13 protein-coding genes are annotated in these 15,917 nt (G+C 72.9%); 7 read left to right on the top strand and 6 right to left on the bottom strand.

The genetic code is table 11. The annotated features are described in order from the left end of the window. Positions 1 to 5 precede the first annotated feature (5 nt). Positions 6 to 1,502: a M1 family metallopeptidase gene (locus IE244_RS26170; RefSeq protein ID WP_191876020.1), complete on the bottom strand. Its 1,497-nt coding sequence runs from the start codon at positions 1,500 to 1,502 to the stop codon at positions 6 to 8. Positions 1,503 to 1,689: 187 nt separating this feature from the next. On the opposite strand from IE244_RS26170, the gene IE244_RS26165 reads away from it, so the two are divergent. Continuing rightward, complete coding sequence (locus IE244_RS26165; protein WP_191876019.1) at positions 1,690 to 3,666, top strand: Xaa-Pro dipeptidyl-peptidase; 1,977 nt, start codon at positions 1,690 to 1,692, stop codon at positions 3,664 to 3,666. 267 nt (positions 3,667 to 3,933) lie between these two features. Here IE244_RS26165 and IE244_RS26160 read toward each other — a convergent pair whose 3' ends face one another. Further along, on the bottom strand, positions 3,934 to 4,848 hold the full coding sequence (locus tag IE244_RS26160) for an FAD-dependent oxidoreductase (protein ID WP_191876089.1): 915 nt from the start codon (positions 4,846 to 4,848) through the stop codon (positions 3,934 to 3,936). A gap of 101 nt (positions 4,849 to 4,949) precedes the next feature. Here IE244_RS26160 and IE244_RS26155 point away from each other — a divergent pair, with 101 nt between their 5' ends. Together IE244_RS26155 and IE244_RS26150 are read left to right on the top strand one after the other, a co-directional pair. Further along, positions 4,950 to 6,017: an oxidoreductase gene (locus tag IE244_RS26155; RefSeq protein WP_191876018.1), complete on the top strand. Its 1,068-nt coding sequence runs from the start codon at positions 4,950 to 4,952 to the stop codon at positions 6,015 to 6,017. Then, positions 6,017 to 7,657 (top strand): ABC-F family ATP-binding cassette domain-containing protein, encoded by a 1,641-nt coding sequence (locus tag IE244_RS26150; protein WP_191876017.1) that lies wholly within the window; start codon positions 6,017 to 6,019, stop codon positions 7,655 to 7,657. The genes IE244_RS26155 and IE244_RS26150 overlap by 1 nt, the downstream gene beginning before the upstream one ends. Before the next feature lie 63 nt (positions 7,658 to 7,720). Here the strand turns inward: IE244_RS26150 and IE244_RS26145 are convergent, their stop codons facing one another. After that, a complete protein-coding gene (locus tag IE244_RS26145; RefSeq protein ID WP_191876016.1) occupies positions 7,721 to 10,141 on the bottom strand; it encodes a Tex family protein in 2,421 nt (806 codons plus the stop codon). A gap of 205 nt (positions 10,142 to 10,346) precedes the next feature. Between IE244_RS26145 and IE244_RS26140 the strand changes: the two genes are divergently transcribed. Together IE244_RS26140 and IE244_RS26135 are read left to right on the top strand one after the other, a co-directional pair. Then, positions 10,347 to 11,306: a GlxA family transcriptional regulator gene (locus IE244_RS26140; protein ID WP_191876015.1), complete on the top strand. Its 960-nt coding sequence runs from the start codon at positions 10,347 to 10,349 to the stop codon at positions 11,304 to 11,306. Between the two features lie 35 nt (positions 11,307 to 11,341). Then, positions 11,342 to 11,986: a DJ-1/PfpI family protein gene (locus IE244_RS26135; RefSeq protein WP_191876014.1), complete on the top strand. Its 645-nt coding sequence runs from the start codon at positions 11,342 to 11,344 to the stop codon at positions 11,984 to 11,986. Here IE244_RS26135 and IE244_RS26130 read toward each other — a convergent pair. Further along, positions 11,964 to 12,713: an enoyl-CoA hydratase/isomerase family protein gene (locus tag IE244_RS26130; protein WP_191876013.1), complete on the bottom strand. Its 750-nt coding sequence runs from the start codon at positions 12,711 to 12,713 to the stop codon at positions 11,964 to 11,966. The genes IE244_RS26135 and IE244_RS26130 overlap by 23 nt on opposite strands. Before the next feature lie 122 nt (positions 12,714 to 12,835). On the opposite strand from IE244_RS26130, the gene IE244_RS26125 reads away from it, so the two are divergent. Both IE244_RS26125 and IE244_RS26120 read left to right on the top strand, forming a co-directional pair. Beyond that, the gene (locus IE244_RS26125; RefSeq protein ID WP_191876012.1) at positions 12,836 to 13,417 is read left to right on the top strand and encodes an HdeD family acid-resistance protein; all 582 of its coding nucleotides are present in this window, start codon (positions 12,836 to 12,838) and stop codon (positions 13,415 to 13,417) included. Positions 13,418 to 13,615: 198 nt separating this feature from the next. After that, on the top strand, positions 13,616 to 14,110 hold the full coding sequence (locus tag IE244_RS26120) for an ATP-binding protein (RefSeq protein ID WP_191876088.1): 495 nt from the start codon (positions 13,616 to 13,618) through the stop codon (positions 14,108 to 14,110). Between the two features lie 36 nt (positions 14,111 to 14,146). Here the strand turns inward: IE244_RS26120 and idi are convergent, their stop codons facing one another. Further along, the gene (idi, locus tag IE244_RS26115) at positions 14,147 to 14,740 is read right to left on the bottom strand and encodes an isopentenyl-diphosphate Delta-isomerase (protein ID WP_191876011.1); all 594 of its coding nucleotides are present in this window, start codon (positions 14,738 to 14,740) and stop codon (positions 14,147 to 14,149) included. A 178-nt stretch (positions 14,741 to 14,918) separates the two neighbouring features. Next, positions 14,919 to 15,860, bottom strand: a complete 942-nt coding sequence (locus IE244_RS26110) for a cation diffusion facilitator family transporter (RefSeq protein ID WP_191876010.1) — start codon at positions 15,858 to 15,860, stop codon at positions 14,919 to 14,921. Between the last annotated feature and the right edge of the window lie 57 nt (positions 15,861 to 15,917).

Here is a 15,917-nt window from a genome sequence, read left to right as displayed (position 1 = left end):
CCGGGTCAGTGCCCGGGCGTGGCGTGCGCGTCGTGCGCCGCCTCGACCTTCTTCCACGACTTCGGCCGGGCCACCGGCGCGTGCGCCTTCGCCAGGGACCGGGCCGCGGACGCGGCCGGCTTCGACGGCTGGAACAGCCAGGTGTCGAACAGCGCCGAGAGCGGCTTGCCGGACACCTGCTCGGCGTACCTCTGGAAGTCGGCGACCGAGGCGTTGCCGTACGCGTGCTCCTGCGGCCAGCCCTTCAGGACGCGGAAGAACGCGTCGTCGCCGATCTCGTCCCGCAGCGCCTGGATGGCGAGCGCGCCCCGGTCGTAGACGGCGCCGTCGAACTGGTTGTCCGGGCCCGGGTCCCCCGGCTTGACCGTCCAGAAGGCGTCGTCGGCCGGGTGGGAGGCGTACACGTAGTCGGCGAGTTGCCGCGTGGTGCCCTCGCCCTCGTGCTCGGACCACAGCCACTGGGCGTACGTCGCGAAGCCCTCGTTGAGCCAGATGTCCTTCCAGTCCTTCACCGACACGTCGTCGCCGTACCACTGGTGGGCCAGCTCGTGCACGACCACCGAGGCGTTGGAGCCCTTCGCGAACTGCTTCGGGCTGTAGTAGACGCGGCCCTGGGTCTCCAGCGCGTACCCGGTGGTGGTGTTCGGCACGTACCCGCCGGCCGAACTGAACGGATACGGCCCGAAGTAGCCGCTCAGCCAGTCGACGAGCTCGCCGGTGCGCTCCACGCTCGCCCGCGCGGCCCCGTCGTTGTCGCCGAGGTCCTTGCTGTAGGCGTTGACGACCGGCACCCCGCCGTCGGAGGTACTGGTCGTGATGTCGAACCTGCCGACGGCGAGCGTGGCCAGATACGTCGCCTGCGGCTTGTTCTGCCGCCAGCTGTAGCGGGTCCAGCCGAGCTTCGAACTCGTCGCCTGCAGGGTGCCGTTGGAGATCGCCTGGGTGTCGTCCGGCACGGCCACCGAGACGTCGTAGGTGGCCTTGTCGCTCGGGTGGTCGTTGCTCGGGAACCACCACCAGGCGGCCTCGGGCTCGTCGGCCGCGACCGCGCCGTCGGGCGTGCGGTGCCAGGCGGTGAAACCGTAGGCGGCCTTCGTGGACGGCACACCGCTGTAGCGGACGACGACGGTGACCGGCGTGCCCTTGGCCAGCGGGGTCTTCGGTGTGACGACCAGTTCGTGCTGCCCGGAGGACGTGAAGGCGGCCTTGGCGCCGTTGACCCGTACCTCGCTCACGTCCAGCAGGAAGTCCAGGTCGAAGCTGGACAGGTCCTGCGTGGTCCGCGCCAGGATCGTCGCCGTGCCCTGCAACTCGTCCGTCTTCGGCTGGTACTGCAGCCTCAGGTCGTAGTGGGAGACGTCGTAGCCGCCGTTGCCGTAGTCGGGGTAGTAGGGGTCGCCGATGCCCGGCGCGCCGGGGGAGTAGCTCGCGGCCGATGCCGGGATCGCCAGCAGGAGGGAGGCCGCCGCGAGCGCGCCCGGCGCGATGATTCTGCGGTGCACGTCAGCTCCAAGTCGTCAGGACTGCAGGTCCGTTCGGAGAACTCTGTACGGAGCCTATTCAGTCCCTGAGGCCCCTGACCTGTCCATGGCCCCCGCTGTCACACGATCGCCATTCAGCCGTCACGCGACACGCGAGACGCCGGAAATCACCCTTCTGCCAGGGAGTTGACCGGAGTACCGTCCGCGCATGCCACTTCGCACGCCGATGAGAACGCGCTTCACGATCTGGAGAACGCTCGCCACCGCGGTCGCCGCCCTCCTGACGGCCGCTTTCCTCACCCCCGCCGCCGCACAGGGCGCCACCGGCGCGGGCCGGACCACCCGCGAGAGCCGGCCCGTCTACTCCTACGCCCACGCCGTCCGCGAGTCCGTGTGGGTGGACACCGGCCTCGACGAGGACGGCGACGGGAGGACCGACCGCGTCGCCGCCGACATCGTCCGGCCCGCCGAACCCGCCCGCCAGGGCCGCAAGGTGCCCGTCATCATGGACGCCAGCCCCTACTACTCCTGCTGCGGACGCGGCAACGAGAGCCAGAAGAAGACGTACGACGCACAGGGCCACGTCGTCCGGATGCCGCTCTTCTACGACAACTTCTTCGTGCCCCGCGGCTACGCCTTCGTCGGCGTCGACCTCGCCGGCACCAACCGCTCCGACGGCTGCGTCGACGTCGGCGGCCGCTCCGACATCCGGTCCGCGAAGGCCGTCATCGACTGGCTGAACGGCCGCGCCACGGCGTACACGAGCCGGACCGGGGCCAGGACCGTCAAGGCCACCTGGAGCAACGGCAGCACCGGCATGATCGGCAAGAGCTGGGACGCCACGATCGCCAACGGGGTAGCCGCCACCGGTGTCGAAGGCCTGAAGACGATCGTCCCGATCAGCGGCATCTCCTCCTGGTACGACTACTACTTCGCACAGGGCGCCCCGCTGTACGACGGCGGCCCCGCCGAACTGGCCGGCTACGTCGAGAGCGACGCGGCGCACGCCCACTGCGCCGCCGTACAGAGGAGACTCGCCGACGGCAGCCCGCGCAGCGGCGACTGGACCGGGCTGTGGAACGAGCGGGACTACGTCAGGGACGCGGCGAAGGTGCGCGCCAGCGTGTTCCTGGTGCACGGCATGCAGGACCTCAACGTCCGCACCAAGCACTTCGGCCAGTGGTGGGACGCCCTGGCCGGGCACGGTGTGCAGCGCAAGATCTGGCTGTCGCAGACCGGGCACGTCGACCCGTTCGACTACCGGCGCGGCGCCTGGGTCGACACCCTGCACCGCTGGTTCGACCACGAACTCCTCGGCTACGACAACGGTATCGACCGTGAGCCGATGGCCGACATCGAACGCCACCCCGACCAGTGGGTCACCTCCCGCGTCTGGCCCCCGCAGACCGCCCGCGCCACCGTCCTGCACCCGGCGCCCGGCACCCGGGCCGGCGTCGGCACGCTCGGCCTGCGCCCGGCCGCCGGCACCGAGAGCTTCACCGACGACCCGAAGCAGAGCGAGACCGACTGGGCCGCGCACCTGACCACGCCCACGGCCGAGAAGACCGGCTTCCTCACCGCGCCGCTCACCCGGGACCTGCGCCTGTCCGGTTCGTCCACGGTGACGGTGACCGCGACCCCGACCACCACCTCGGCCCACCTCTCCGCGGTCCTGGTCGACCTCGGCCCGGACACGATCCGCGACTACGCGGACGCGGACGAGGGCATCACCACGCTCACCGACCGCACCTGCTGGGGCGCGAGCACGGCCGGGGACAGCGCCTGCTTCAAGGAGACCAGGGCCAAGACCGCCAGGGTCGACTACACCGTGTTCAGCCGCGGCTGGGCCGACCTCGGCCACCACGCCTCCCTCGCCAAGGGCGTCCCGCTCACCCCGGGCAAGGCGTACACGATGACCTTGCGTCTGGCGGCCACCGACCATGTCGTCCCCCGGGGACACCGGCTCGCCCTGATCATCGCGGGCACGGACAAGGACCTGATCGACCCGCCGTCGACGAAGCCGGCCCTGACGATCGACCTGTCCGGTACGGGGGCGAGTCTCCCGCTGGTCGGCGGCGCACCGGCGTTCGCCCGGGCCACGGCCGGTACGGCCGGTACGGCTCCCGCGCCGAGGACCTTGAACGGCGTCCGTGCACCGCGCGCCGCCGAGCACGTCCCGATGTAGGCGCGGCGAGGCGTGGGCCGTCCGGCGGGCGAGGGGTCCTGCGGGATCGCGCCGTCGGGGGTCCTGAGCGTCGCCGGGCGCGGGTCCGTCGTGGCCCCGGCCGCGCGGGTTCCCGCGCCCCTGCGCGGTGCGACCGCGTGCGCGCCGTGGCCACGGGCGGGTCGTGTCTCCCCCGGTGCCCCAAGGCCTGGGGGACCCCGAGGGGCGGCGCGCGGCGGTCCGGGCGGCACCCCGCCGGCGCCCCCGGCGCCCCCGCCCTGAGCCCCGTCAGGCGGCCGGGAACGCCAGCTCGGCCGCCTGACGGGCACACCCCCACGCCACGGTGATCCCGGCCCCGCCGTGCCCGTAGTTGTGCACCAGGACGCGGCCGTCGGCCAGTCGCTGCCGTTCCAGCCGTACCGCGTCCCGGGCCGGCCGCAGCCCCACCCGGTGGCCCAGCACCCGGGCCCGCGCGATCTCCGGCCGGACCGCCGCGCACCGGGCCACGATCGCCGCGGCGGTGGCCGGGTCCGGGCGAAGGGACCAGTCGTCGTCCTCCGCCGTACCGCCCAGCAGCAGCCCGCCCGGCTGCGGCATGAAGTACGTGGAGGCGTCCGAGGCGTGCTCGACGGACGTGAACCACGTCGTGATCCCCGGGTTCTCCACCACCACCAGCTGCCCGCGCACCGGACGCACCGCCGGGTCCGGCACCAGCGAACGCGCCCCCAGACCCGTGCAGTTGACCACGACCGGCGCCGGTACGGCGGCGAGGGCGGGCACCTCGCGAACCTCCACCACGCCCCCCGCCTCGACGAGCCGCTCCCGCAGCCAGGCCAGATGCACCGGCATGTCGATCAGCGGCAGCCGCGCCGCCAGCCCCTCGGCGACGGCCCGCAGCCCCGCCACCCGGCCCGCCCACGCGCCGAGCCCGTCCAGCCGGGCCCCCCGGTGTACGCCGTCGACCAGGCGTACGCCCGTCTCCTGCGGCCGCCGCGCCAGCTCCTCGTACACGGTGAGGGACGCGAGCGCCCACGCGCCGACCAGGGGCTCGGGTTCGATGCGGTACGGCCACCACAGACCGCCGGCGACCGCCGAGGTCGTACGCTCGGCGGGCTCCCGCGCCCACACCCGGACCCGGCGCCCGGACTCGGCCAGCACCACGGCCGTCGTCAGCCCGGCGACCCCGCTCCCGACCACGATCACTTCGTCACTCGGCTCGCTGTCCACGCCAGGACGATAGGCCCACTCCGGCCGACTGTGTCCCGCCGGGCTCAGATCCGGGCCGGCGTGGGGATACTCACAGCATGTCTGCCGCATACGCGACCTTCGGCCTGGCACCGGCGACCCGCGCCGGCGGTGTGCTCGCCGACGGCGGCTACCAGGCGCACCGCGACTTCGTGGACTTCGTCGTGGACGGCCGTCCGCTGCTGTTCCGGCTGTCCGACCTCGACGCCGTCTCCCCGCTCGCCTCGGACATCCCGCCCGCCATCTTCACCGAGCAGGTGCGCGCGCTGCTCCTGGAGGCCGAACCGCCGCTCCCGGAAGGCCGGTTCGTCATCTACGGCTGCCCCGAGTGCGCGGACCTGGCCTGCGGAGCGGTCACCGCCGTCATCGAGCACGACGGCGAGGACTACATCTGGCGGGACTTCGCCTGGCAGACGGAGGAGCGCGCCGACCTGCAGCTCAACGGCTACCACGGCATAGGACCGTTCCGCTTCCACGGTGCCGAGTACCGCGCGGCACTCGGCGCCCTGAGGGAGGGCTCCGTCGCGCCCCGCCGGCGGGTGCTGCTGATCGGCGCCCGGGTCGCGGTGCTGGCCAGGCTGGCCGCCGCGCTGCGCACCATCGGCATCGGCGCCGACATCACCCAGGACGCCCGGGCCGTGCCCGCCGAGGAGCTGCGCGGCTACGGCGCGGTCGCCTTCGGCCGCGCGGTCGGCGAGGCCGACCGGTCCGCCGTGCTGGAGGCCTTCGACCGGGCCGGCGTCGAGGTCGCCCGCGTGGACGGGCTGGCCCCCATCGTGCCGCTGCTCGTCGCCCAGATCGAGCACGCCCTGGACCGCAGCCCGCTCCCGCAGCGCCGGCTCACCGGGCTGACCGCCGCCGGCAGCACGGCGGACGTGGAAGTGACCTCCGCGTGCCGGGTACGGATCACCGCCTACCGCCTCGACCGGCTCTACCGCACCCGGGTGCGCGAGGTCTTCGACGGCGTCCTGGAGCCCGGCCGGCACCGCGTCCCCCTCGCCCCGAAGGCGGTCAAGGGGGAGGCGTTCGTCGTCGCCCGCACGACCGGAGGCGTGCTCACGGCGCCGGTCACCGGCCAAAACCGCGACGGAGACGGGGAGAGCGGCCCGTTAGGATCTGCCTCCTGATGACTGCCACCCTCGTCGCCAAGAACCTCGCCGCCGGCCACGGCGACCGCTCCCTCTTCTCCGGGCTGGACCTCGTGGTCGCGCCCGGCGACGTGATCGGTCTCGTGGGCGCCAACGGCGCGGGCAAGTCCACCCTGCTCAAGCTCCTCGCCGGACTCACCCCGCCGGAACAGGGCGAACTCCGTCTGTCCCCGCCGACCGCCACCGTCGGCCATCTGCCGCAGGAGCCGGAGCGCAGGCCGGGGGAGACGGTCCGGGAGTTCCTGGCCCGCCGTACGGGTGTCGCCGAGGCGCAGCGCGTCATGGACGAGGCCACCCAGGCACTCGTGGACGGCGCGCCCGGCGCCGACGACGCCTACGCCACGGCCCTGGAGCGCTGGCTCGGCCTCGGCGGCGCCGACCTGGAGGAGCGCGCGGAGGAGGTCGCCGACTCCCTCGGCCTCGCCATCGGCCTGGACCAGCCGATGACCGCCCTGTCCGGCGGCCAGGCGGCCCGCGCCGGGCTCGCCTCGCTGCTGCTGTCCCGCTACGACGTCTTCCTCCTGGACGAGCCCACCAACGACCTCGACCTGGACGGCCTGGAGCGCCTGGAACGCTTCGTCTGCGGGCTGCGCGCCGGCACGGTCGTCGTCAGCCACGACCGCGAGTTCCTCACCCGCACCGTCACCAAGGTCCTCGAACTCGACCTCGCCCAGCGGCAGATCAGCCTCTACGGCGGCGGCTACGAGGCCTACCTGGAGGAACGCGACGTCGCCCGCCGGCACGCCCGCGAGGAGTACGAGGAGTACGCCGACAAGAGGGCCGCCCTCCAGGACCGCGCGCAGATGCAGCGGTCCTGGATGGACAAGGGCGTGAAGAACGCCCGGCGCAAGGCCGGCAACGACAACGACAAGATCGGCCGCAAGTTCCGCAGCGAGGCCAGCGAGAAGCAGGCCGCCAAGGCACGGCAGACCCAGCGCATGATCGAACGCCTGGAGACGGTCGAGGAGCCGCGCAAGGAGTGGGAGCTGCGCATGGAGATCGCCACCGCGCCGCGCTCCGGCGCGGTGGCGGCGACCCTGCGGGACGCCGAGGTGCGGCGCGGCGACTTCACCTTCGGCCCGGTCTGCCTGCAGATCGACTGGGCGGACCGGGTCGCGGTCACCGGGGCGAACGGCGCCGGCAAGTCGACCCTGCTCGGCGCGCTCCTCGGCCGCGTCCCGCTCGACTCCGGACACGCCGCGCTCGGCTCCGGTGTGCTGGTCGGCGAGGTCGACCAGGCCCGCAAGCTGTTCCACGGACCCGAGACCCTGCTGGACGCGTTCTGCGCGGCCGTCCCCGACACCGAGCCGGGGGACGTGCGCACGCTGCTCGCCAAGTTCGGCCTGAAGTCCGAGCATGTGCTGCGCCCGGCCGCGACCCTCTCCCCGGGCGAGCGCACCCGCGCCGCCCTGTCCCTCCTCCAAGGCTGCGGGGTCAACCTCCTCGTCCTCGACGAGCCGACGAACCACCTCGACCTGCCCGCCATCGAACAGCTGGAGTCGGCCCTCGACTCCTACGCGGGCACCCTGCTCCTGGTCACCCACGACCGGCGCATGCTGGACGCGGTCCGGGTGACCCGGCGGCTGGAGGTCGCGGACGGGAAGGTGACGGAGCGCTAGCGCAGGGGCTGGACGAAGGCACCCTCCGCCAGGGGAGGGTGCCGTGTCAGCGGCCCCGCGGGGTCACCGCTTCTTCGGGTCCAGCAGCCCGGCCCGGCGCAGCGCGTCCGCCATCGCGCTGTTGGCCGGGGGCGGGGCCTGACGGCCGCCCCGGTCACCGCCCCGGCCCTGCCGCTGCCCCTGCCCGGCGCCCTGCCGCTGCCCCTGCCCGGCGCCCTGCCGCTGCTGCGGCGGACGGGGGCCGCCGCCGCGCTGCTGACGGCCGCCGCCGGGCCCCTGCGGCGCGGCCTCGTCGTCCAGGCGCAGCGTGAGCGCGATCCGCTTGCGCGGGATGTCCACGTCGAGGACCTTCACCTTGACGATGTCACCCGGCTTGGCGACGTCCCGCGGGTCCTTGACGAACGTCTTCGACATCGCCGAGACATGCACCAGGCCGTCCTGGTGGACGCCGACGTCCACGAACGCGCCGAAGGCCGCCACGTTCGTCACCACGCCCTCCAGGACCATCCCGGCGGTGAGGTCGGAGATCTTCTCCACGCCCTCCTTGAAGGTGGCCGTCTTGAACGCGGGCCGCGGGTCGCGGCCCGGCTTCTCCAGCTCCTTCAGGATGTCCGTCACGGTCGGCAGACCGAACGTGTCGTCCACGAAGTCGGCGGGCTTCAGCGAGCGCAGCACGCCCGTGTTGCCGATGAGGGAGGCCACCTCCTGGCCCGTCGTCTTCACCATGCGGCGCACCACCGGGTAGGCCTCGGGGTGCACGCTGGAGGCGTCCAGCGGGTCGTCGCCGCCGCGGATGCGCAGGAAGCCCGCGCACTGCTCGTACGCCTTCGGACCGAGCCGGGCGACCTTCTTCAGCGCGGAGCGGGACGTGAACGGGCCGTTCGCGTCCCGGTGCGCCACGATGTTCTCGGCCAGGCCGGAGGAGATGCCGGACACGCGGGAAAGCAGCGGCACGGAGGCGGTGTTGACGTCCACGCCGACGCCGTTCACACAGTCCTCGACCACCGCGTCCAGCGAACGGGACAGCTTCACCTCGGACAGGTCGTGCTGGTACTGGCCGACGCCGATGGACTTCGGGTCGATCTTCACCAGCTCGGCCAGCGGGTCCTGCAGACGGCGCGCGATGGACACCGCGCCGCGCAGCGACACGTCCATGCCGGGCAGCTCCCGCGAGGCGTACTCCGACGCCGAGTACACCGACGCGCCCGCCTCGGACACCATCACCTTGGTGAGCTTCAGCTCCGGGTGCCTGGCGATCAGTTCACCGGCGAGCTTGTCGGTCTCGCGGGAGGCGGTGCCGTTGCCGATCGCGACCAGCTCGACCGCGTGCTCCTCGGCGAGCTTCGCGAGCCTGGCGATCGCCTCGTCCCACTTGTTGGCCGGGACATGCGGGTGGATGACGTCGGTGGCGACGGTCTTGCCCGTGGCGTCGACCACGGCGACCTTCACGCCCGTGCGGAAACCGGGGTCCAGGCCCAGCGTCGCGCGCGTGCCGGCCGGGGCGGCCAGCAGCAGGTCGCGCAGGTTCGCCGCGAAGACGTTCACCGCCTCGTCCTCGGCGGCCGTACGCAGCCGCAGCCGCAGGTCGATGCCGAGGTGCACCAGGATCCGGGTGCGCCAGGCCCAGCGGACCGTGTCCGTCAGCCACTTGTCGGCGGGCCGGCCCCGGTCGGCGATCCCGAACCGCGAAGCGACGATGCCCTCGTACGAGGAGGGAGCCGATGCGGACTCGGCCGGCTCCTCCGGCTCCAGGACGAGGTCCAGGACCTCCTCCTTCTCGCCGCGCAGCATCGCCAGGACGCGGTGCGAGGGCAGCTCGGTGAACGGCTCGGCGAAGTCGAAGTAGTCGGCGAACTTCGCGCCCGCCTCCTCCTTGCCCTCCCGCACCTTCGCGACCAGCCGTCCGCGCACCCACATGCGCTCGCGCAGCTCACCGATCAGGTCGGCGTCCTCCGAGAACCGCTCGGCCAGGATCGCCCGCGCGCCGTCCAGGGCGGCCTGCGGGTCGGCGACGCCCTTGCCGGCGTCCACGAACGCGGCGGCGGCCGCCGCCGGCTCCGCCGTGGGGTCGCCCAGCAGGCCCTCGGCCAGCGGCTCCAGGCCGGCCTCGCGCGCGATCTGCGCCTTGGTGCGCCGCTTGGGCTTGTACGGGAGGTAGACGTCCTCCAGCCGCGCCTTGGTCTCGGCGCCGCGGATGCGGGCCTCCAGCTCGTCGGTGAGCTTGCCCTGCTCGCGCACCGACTCCAGGATCGCCGCCCGACGCTCCTCCAGCTCCCGCAGATAGCGCAGCCGCTCCTCGATCGTGCGCAGCTGCGCGTCGTCGAGCATCTCGGTCGCTTCCTTGCGGTAGCGGGCGATGAAGGGCACGGTCGAACCGCCGTCGAGCAGTTCCACCGCGGCCCTCACCTGCCGCTCCCGTACGCCGAGCTCCTCGGCGATCCTGCCTTCGATGGATCCTGCTTCGATGGATCCGGGTGTCGTCACGATCCCGTACCGCCTTCTCCACTGAGGTTGCGCGGCAATTGTGGCAGGTGACACCGACAACCGGGGATCAGGGCGGCGCGTGGCGGGCCGCCGGGCCGAATGCCGGACCCGGCTCGGGCAGCGGCCTGCCCTCATCCCCGGCCATGGCAGGAAAGGTGGGAAACACGTCATTGCGGCCACTCCTCGTGCGGCGAAGAATCGGGACATGCCCCAGCGCACCCTCCTCTTCGTCCTTTTCGACGGCGTCCAGAGCCTCGACGTCACCGGGCCGCTGGAGGTGTTCGCCGGCGCCGAGACGCACACGCCGGGCACCTACCGGATCCGCACCGCCTCCCTGGACGGCGGCCCCGTGCGCACCTCCGCCGGCCTGACGCTCGTACCGGACGAGGCGCTCACCGCGGCCCCCGGCCCGCACACCCTGCTGGTCCCGGGCGGTCAGGGCACCCGGGCCCCCGACCCGCGGCTGATCGACTGGCTGCGCACCCACGGCCCGCGCGCACCGCGCCTGGTCTCGGTGTGCACGGGCGCCCTCCTGCTCGCCGCCGCCGGGCTCCTCGACGGGCGCCGGGCGACGACCCACTGGGCCTACTGCGACCGGCTCGCCCGCGACCACCCGGCCGTCGCCGTGGAACCGGAGCCCATCTACGTCCGCGACGGACACGTCGCCACCTCGGCCGGCGTGACCTCCGGCATCGACCTGGCGCTCGCCCTGGTCGAGGAGGACCTGGACCGGGACGTCGCCCTCGCCGTCGCCCGGCACCTGGTGGTCTTCCTGCGCCGGCCCGGCAACCAGGCGCAGTTCAGCGCCCAGCTCGCCGCCCAGACCGCACAGCGCGCACCGCTGCGCGAGGTCCAGCGGTGGATCACCGAGCACCCGGCCGGCGACCTCACGGTCGAGTCGCTCGCCGCCAGGGCCCGGCTGTCACCGCGCCACTTCGCGCGCGCCTTCCGTGAGGAGACCGGCATGACACCCGGCCGCTACGTCGACCGGGTCCGCCTGGAACACGCCCGCCGGCTGCTGGAGGACACCGCCGACGGCATCGAGGAGATCGCCCGCGCCGGCGGCTACGGCACCCCCGAGGCCATGCGCCGCGCCTTCGTCAAGGCCCTCGGTACCGCCCCGGCCGAGTACCGCCGCCGCTTCCGGCCCGCGCCCGCCCACTGAATCCGGCCCGCACCCGCCCACTGGAAGGACAACCGATGCAGATCGCCATCGTCGTCTACGACCGCTTCACCGCCCTCGACGTCGTCGGCCCCTACGAGATCCTGTCCAGGCTCCCGGACGCGGAGACGGTGTTCGTCGCCGAGGAGGCCGGCCTCGTCCGCACCGACACCGGAGCCCTCGCCCTCAACGCCGACAAGGCTCTGGCAGAGGTGCCCGCACCCGACATCGTGCTGGTGTCCGGAGGCCCCGGCCAGAGCGCGCTGATGGACCACGAGCCCCTGCTGGACTGGCTGCGCGCCGCCGACGCCACCAGCACCTGGACGACGTCCGTCTGCTCCGGCTCCCTGCTCCTGGCCGCCGCCGGGCTCCTCAGGGGGCGCCGGGCCACCTCCCACTGGCTGGCCCTGGACCAGCTGACCGGGTTCGGGGCCGAGCCCACGGGCGAACGCGTCGTCCTCGACGGAAAGTACGTCACCGCGGCCGGTGTGTCCGCCGGCATCGACATGGGGCTCACGCTGCTCGGCCGGATCGCCGGCGACGAGCACGCCCAGGCGGTCCAGCTCGCCACCGAGTACGACCCGCAGCCGCCCTACGACGCGGGCTCGCCGGAAAAGGCACCGGCGCACATCGTGGACCTGCTGCGCGCGCGGAGCCGCTTCATCCTGTCGCAGTCCAGCTGAAGCGCGGCTGCCGGCGCTCCAGGAACGCGGCGACGCCCTCCGCGGTGTCGCCGCTGCCGCGCGCCTGCGCCGCCCAGTGGGCGTCCCGGTCCGTCCTGCCGTTCGCGAACTCCTTCGCGGCGGCCTGGGTGAGCAGCGAGCGGGAGGCCAGGATCCGGGTCAACTCCGCGACCCGTTTGCCCAGTTCGCCCTCCGGCAGCACCTCGTCCACCAGCCCGGTGGCCAGCGCCCGCCCCGCGTCGATCAACTCGGCCGTGAACAGCAGGTACTTGGCCGTGGAGGGACCGACCAGCGACACCAGCCGACGGGTCGAGGAGGCCGGATAGACGATGCCGAGCCGCGCCGGTGTCACCCCGAACAGGGCGCCCTCCTCCGCCAGCCGCAGATCGCAGGCCGCCGCCAGCTGCGACCCGCCGCCCACGCAGTGCCCGCGCACGGCGGCCAGGGTCGGCTTGGGGAACGCGGCGAGCGCCTCCTCGGCCGCCACGGCGAGCCCCGGCGTCTCGTCCGGCGACCCCCGGAGCGTGGAGATGTCCGCACCCGCGCAGAAAGTGCCGCCTTCCCCGGTGAGCACCAGCGCCCGTACGGCCGGGTCGTGCGCCAGCTCGTCCAGCAGCGGCGGCAGCGCCCGCCACATCGCCGCGGTCATGGCGTTGCGCTTGGCCGGGTGGTGGATGACGACGGTGGCGACAGCGCCTTCGACACGGTGCGACAGCTGGGGCTCCATGCGCCGGATGGTATCGGGGGCCGGATCCCCGGGGGGTACCTCGCCCCGGCGTTACCGATCCGGTCCAGTGGGGACACATAGGGAGGGAGGGGGGCGAAACGGCGGTGACCGAGGAGGCGGCGATGGCCAAGTTCGGCACACGTGAGCCCAAGGACAGGGTGACGAAGCTGCGCCACGGCTTCAGCTGGCTGGCCGTGCTCGGCGTGCTCCTCGTGCTCGCCGGCGTCGTCGGACTGGTCTACACCGCCGTCGCCACGCTCACCTCGATGCTGCTGTTCGGCTGGCTGCTGCTGATCGGCGGGATCATCGGCCTGCTGCACGCGATCCAGTCCCGAGGCACCAGCTTCTTCTGGCTCGGCGTCATCGTCGCGGCGCTGAACATCGCGGCCGGTGTCGTCGTCATCCGCCTGCCGCACGCGGCGGCCGCCGCGCTCACCATGTTCGCCGCGCTGCTGTTCCTCTCCGCGGGCCTCTTCCGGCTGGTCGGCAGCCTGGTCGTACGCGGTCCGCAGTTCGGCTGGACCCTGCTCCTCGGCGCCTTCGACCTGCTGATCGGGATCCTGGTCCTCGCCTCCTGGCCGGGCAGCAGCCAGTACGTCATCGGCGCCTTCTTCTCGCTCGCCCTGCTCTTCGACGGCCTCGCCCTCCTGGCCGCCGGCTACAGCGGACACCGGGTCGTCGGGCTCGTCTCCGACCAGCACTAGCCCAAACCCGTACGACCTGATTAGTTCGGGAAGCGGCGCAGGGGGGTCAGGAACAGTCCCACACGTGACCGTGTCATACGCACTCGGTCATGAACCGCTCGATACACGCTGACTTGTGTTCAGGTACAAAGGCGGCCGCGCATCGTTACCAACACTCGACGTGTGGTGACAATCGAGCGCGAGGGTGGCGACCGGACGATGGACGACCACGGGCGCGGGGACGGCCCACGCCCAGCGGGGGAGGCCGCGCCGCCTCCCGATCCACTGCCGTACGAAGGCGTCTGGCGGTTCACCGCCGCCGCGGTGGACGCCTCGGTCCCGCAGGCCCGGCACGCGGTCCGGGACCTGCTGCTGCGCCAGGGCGTGCCGGTCTCCGACGAGCTGGAGTACGGCCTGCTGCTGATCGTCTCCGAGCTGGTCACCAACGCGGTGAGGCACGCGGCGCTGCTGTCGCCGGTGCTGGCCGTGGAGGTCGCCGTCGGAGCCGAGTGGGTGCGGGTGTCCGTGGAGGACAACCACCCCTACCGCCCGACCGCCCTGGAGGCCGACCACGGCCAGACCGGCGGCCGGGGCCTGCTCCTGGTCCGCGAGGTGGCACGGGAGGCGGGCGGCACGGTCGACGTGGAGCACACGGCGAGCGGCGGCAAGGTGATCTGGGCCGCGCTGCCGCTCAAGCCCGCGACGCTGCCGTAGCGCCGCACGCGCAGGCGGCCCTGCCGCGGGATCCGCTCACCAGCCCGCGGACGGGCCCGTCAGCTCCCGGATCGCCGGACGGGCCGCGTCCAGAACGGTCATGAACCAGGCCGAGAACGGGTCACGGACATGCCGCTCCGCCAGCTCGGCCGCCGTCACGAAGGCCGTGGCCTCGACCTCCTCCGGGTCCGCCGCGAGCCGCGCCTGCACCAGGCCGACGAACAGATGGTTGTACTCCTGCTCGACCAGGCCCGAGGCCGGGTCCGGGTGGTTGTAGCGGACCGTGCCCGCCTCCGCCAGCAGCGAGGGCGACACACCCAGTTCCTCGAACGTGCGCCGGGCCGCGGCGGCGAACGGCGCCTCGCCCGGATAGGGGTGCCCGCAACAGGTGTTGGACCACACACCGGGGGAGTGGTACTTGCCGAGCGCCCGCTGCTGCAGCAGCAGCCGGCCCTGCTCGTCGAAGAGGAACACCGAGAACGCGCGGTGCAGCTGTCCCGGCGGCTGGTGGGCGGCGAGCTTCTCCGCTGTACCGATCGTCACACCCTTCTCGTCGACCAGTTCCAGCAAAATCGCCTCTGCGGTGCCATTCGACGAGCTGTGCGTCGCGGTGGCAGGTGTGATCGGCATACCCATCCTTCGCCTCGGTCTTCGCACCCCAAGTCTGCCGTACGAATCCGGCACTCCCGGCACTTCCCGGCACGTCCGCGCGCGGCGCCGCACCGGAAGGCGGACCCGGTAGATCATCGTGCCCGGTCAGGCGATCACGGAACCGCACGGGGCGGGTGTCGAACACCTGTGCGTACCGTCAGTGGCACAGGCGTGCCTCGTGCTCCGCGTGTCCGCCCGGCTCCAGCTGGAAGGTGCAGTGCTCCACGTCGAAGTGGTCGCCTAGGCAGCCCTGCAGCTCGTGCAGCAGCTTCTCGTGGCCCACCGCGCTGAGCACCTCCGAGGTGACCACCACATGTGCCGACAGCACCGGCATGCCGGAGGTGATCGTCCAGGCGTGCAGGTCGTGTACGTCCTCCACGCCGTCCAGCGCCAGGATGTGCGCCCGCACCTCGGCCATGTCGACGTCCTTCGGGGCCGCCTCCAGCAGCACGTCCAGCGTCTCGCGCAGCAGCTTCAGCGTCCTCGGCACGATCATCACGCCGATGACCAGCGAGGCGATCGGGTCGGCGGCCTGCCAGCCCGTCGTCAGGATCACCGAGGCCGAGATCAGCACCGCGACCGAGCCCAGCGCGTCCGCGGCCACCTCCAGGAAGGCGCCCCGTACGTTCAGGCTCTCCTTCTGCCCGCGCATCAGCAGGGTCAGCGAGATGCTGTTGGCGACCAGGCCGATCAGGCCGAACACGACCATCAGGCCGCCGCGGGTGTCCGCGGGGGTCATGAACCGCTCGACCGCCTCGTACAGGACGTATCCGCCGACCCCGAGCAGCAGCAGGCAGTTGGCCAGGGCGGCCAGGATCTCGGCGCGGGCCAGGCCGAAGGTGCGGTTGGTGCTCGGCGGCCGGTTGGCGAAGTGGATCGCGAGCAGGGCCATGCCGAGGCCCACCCCGTCGGTCGCCATGTGGGCCGCGTCCGCGATCAGTGCGAGCGAGTCCGCGACCAGGCCGCCGACGATCTCCACGACCATGATCGTGAGCGTGATCCCCAGCGCGATCCGCAACCGGCCCCGGTACGCGGCCGCGGCCGTGCCCGTGGGCGGCGCATGGCTGTGCGCGTGCCCGTGGTCGTGCCCTGCCCCCATGACAACCGCCCTTTCGTGTCCGTCCGGCAGGGCCCAGTGAACTACGGGCGGGGGGTA

This window comes from Streptomyces filipinensis (assembly GCF_014649495.1).
In the GTDB taxonomy this organism is placed as follows: Bacteria; Actinomycetota; Actinomycetes; order Streptomycetales; family Streptomycetaceae; genus Streptomyces; species Streptomyces filipinensis.
The sequence above is the reverse complement of the archived record's forward strand: the minus strand, read 5'-3'. Positions and strand labels throughout refer to the sequence as shown.